Source organism: Actinomycetota bacterium, from assembly GCA_035759705.1.
Classification (GTDB): domain Bacteria; phylum Actinomycetota; class CADDZG01; order JAHWKV01; family JAHWKV01; genus JAJCYE01.
Genome location: DASTUJ010000195.1, coordinates 1 through 2420 on the forward strand (window position 1 = coordinate 1; position 2420 = coordinate 2420).

Genomic DNA, 2420 nt, shown 5'->3' on the forward strand with positions numbered 1-2420 from the left:
GACGAAGAGTACGAGGACGCCGCCCGCCTGGCTGGCGAAGCGAAGGAATCCGCCTCACGGTCCCCCCGCGTCATCGAGCTGCTGGGTCTGGCGCTCTACCACTCGGGTCAGTGGAAGGAGGCGCTGAGCGAGCTACTGACGTTCCGCCGGCTGACCGCATCCGTTGAGCACAACCACGTCATCGCCGACCTCTACCGGGCCCTGGAACGCCCGGACCGGGCGCTGGAGACCACCGCCGAGGTGACCCAGGCCGATGTAACTCCCGAGACCTGGGTGGAGACGATGATCGTCGCTGCCGGCGCACTGGCCGACAAGGGGGACCTTAATCGGGCGATCACCATGCTGGCCCGGGCGGATCCCGGGTCGGGGGCCGTGGAGCCCTACTTCCTCAGGCACTGGTACGCCCGGGCGGACCTGCTGGAGCGCGCCGGCCGTAAAGACGAGGCCCGCAACCTGTGGCGCAAGATCGTAGCTACCGACCCCGACTTCTTCGACGCCGAGGAGCGCCTGGGCGCCCTATAGGGTCCTAGGGCCCGAAGGGTGGTGAGCCGGAAGCCACTTCCATAACCGTGAAGGTTGTTATTGAACTTCGGCGGGCCTGAGACGAATTGGGAAGCGAACGCTGGCCAGCCTGCGCTGAATGAAAGGCTGGCTCCCTTTTTGCATCAGAAACCATCTCGCAGGAAACGTCGAGGGGAGAGGCCCCCCAATCCTGTGGGGGGTTAGCACTACGTTTGCTGTGCGATCGTCTTTTCTTACGACTTCTAACCAGAATTAGGCAATTCCGTGTCACACTGAATGCGAGGCTTCCCTGTTAGGGGCACACAAGGGCCCACAACAGAATAGGAAGTTCATCCATGAACTTACGCCCGGGGAAGCCTCTCTTCCGCGCATGCCGCTCCGCCCTGTCGAGTTCGAAACTTCTCGTGTTTCTGGTGACGGCGGCGCTTGCACTCGGCGTTGTGCCTTCCCAGCTGGTGTCCGAAGCAACGGCTGCTTCGACTGATCCCAGCGACGGCGAAACAACCTCCAGCGCGGCCCCCAAGAGCAACCCCATGGAGATCCCGACGCCGCCCACGGTCACTGAGATCCCAGAGGATTTCCCGACCGAGGCAGCAGTCGCCGAAGCGACCAAGACTGCTCCTGAGGCTCCAACCGGGCCTGTAAACCGCGACCCGATGCCCGTGATGAGAGTGGACCCAGACAACCCCGACTCGTTGCTCTCGACCAGGCGCAGCGTACGGGCAAGAAGGTTGAGATCCTCTCCAAGCGAACCGAGACCGAAACCACGTTCGCCAACCCGCAGGGCACGTTGACCACCGAGCTGTCATCCGGCCCGATTCGGGTCAAAAAGGGCGATTCGCTGGTCCCCATCGACACGGCCTTGGAAGTGACCGACGTCGGCATCTCTCCCAAGGCTGCGCCAGGCGAGATCACCATGTCGAATGGAGGCGCCGAAGGCTCGGAGCTGGTGGCGATTGGCGCCAAGGGCTCCCGCATCTCGTTCAAGTCGGAGCAACCGCTTCCCACTCCAACCCTGGACGGCAACATCGCCACCTACGCCGACGTTTCTCCCGGGCGAGATGTCGTGGTCAAGGCGACCAACAGCGGATTCGAGAGCTTCATCGTCCTCAAGACCCGTCCCACCGAGGCGCCGGTGATCACCATACCGGTCGAGTTGGATGGCCTGACCATGAGAAAGGACGAGGCCAGCGGCGAGATCAGCTTTGTCGATGGCAAGGGAGACCCGCAGATCACCTCAGCCACCGCCACCATGTGGTCTTCGGCCCGGGACGAAAGGGTCAAAAGCGAGCCGACCCAGGTAAGTACCGTCGACCTGCAGATTGAGAACGGCCCCGCGGGGCCGGCGATGGTGCTGCGCCCGTCGATGAAATTTTTGTTGGATCCCGCGACCATCTACCCCGTCTGGATTGACCCGGCGGCCAACCTGACCACCTCTTTAGACACCTACGTGAACGAGGCGACCCCCACCGTCAATTACAACTCAAGCGAGGTCCTAAAGGTCGGAAGGCTTGGCGCGGCGAACAACGTCTCTCGCTCCTTCCTGCGCTTTCCCACCTCAACTATTGCCGGGCGCACCGTCTACTCGGCGTCGCTGTATCTGGTGCAAACCGACGGCTACACCTGAGGGACCAGCTCGATGTGGGTGGACAAGGCGGGAACCTACTTCTCTTCGGCCACCTGGAACAGCCAGCCCACCGTCGACGGAGCCCACTGGTACAACGGATCGTGGACCGGCGGCTCATCGAACTGCCCGTCCTCCTCTGGGCCCAGAACCCTCGACATCCTCGGACTCGCCAACTCCTGGTCGGCAAATGGTGCTGCTACAAACCAGCTGGCGCTTCTGTCCCCGAACGAAGCAGATCAAGATAATTACCGGGTCTTCGGTTCGTTCGATT

The 2420-nt window shown here is 62.5% G+C and carries 3 protein-coding genes; all 3 read left to right on the top strand.

Annotated features, from left to right (window positions below; translation table 11 throughout):
- A partial coding sequence (locus tag VFV09_13700) for a tetratricopeptide repeat protein (protein HEU4868762.1) occupies positions 1-522 on the top strand: 522 nt, incomplete at its 5' end.
- Between the two features lie 790 nt (positions 523-1312).
- Positions 1313-2149, top strand: a complete 837-nt coding sequence (locus VFV09_13705; protein ID HEU4868763.1) for a DNRLRE domain-containing protein — start codon at positions 1313-1315, stop codon at positions 2147-2149.
- 12 nt (positions 2150-2161) lie between these two features.
- On the top strand, positions 2162-2420 hold a 259-nt coding region (locus VFV09_13710), incomplete at its 3' end, for a hypothetical protein (GenBank protein HEU4868764.1).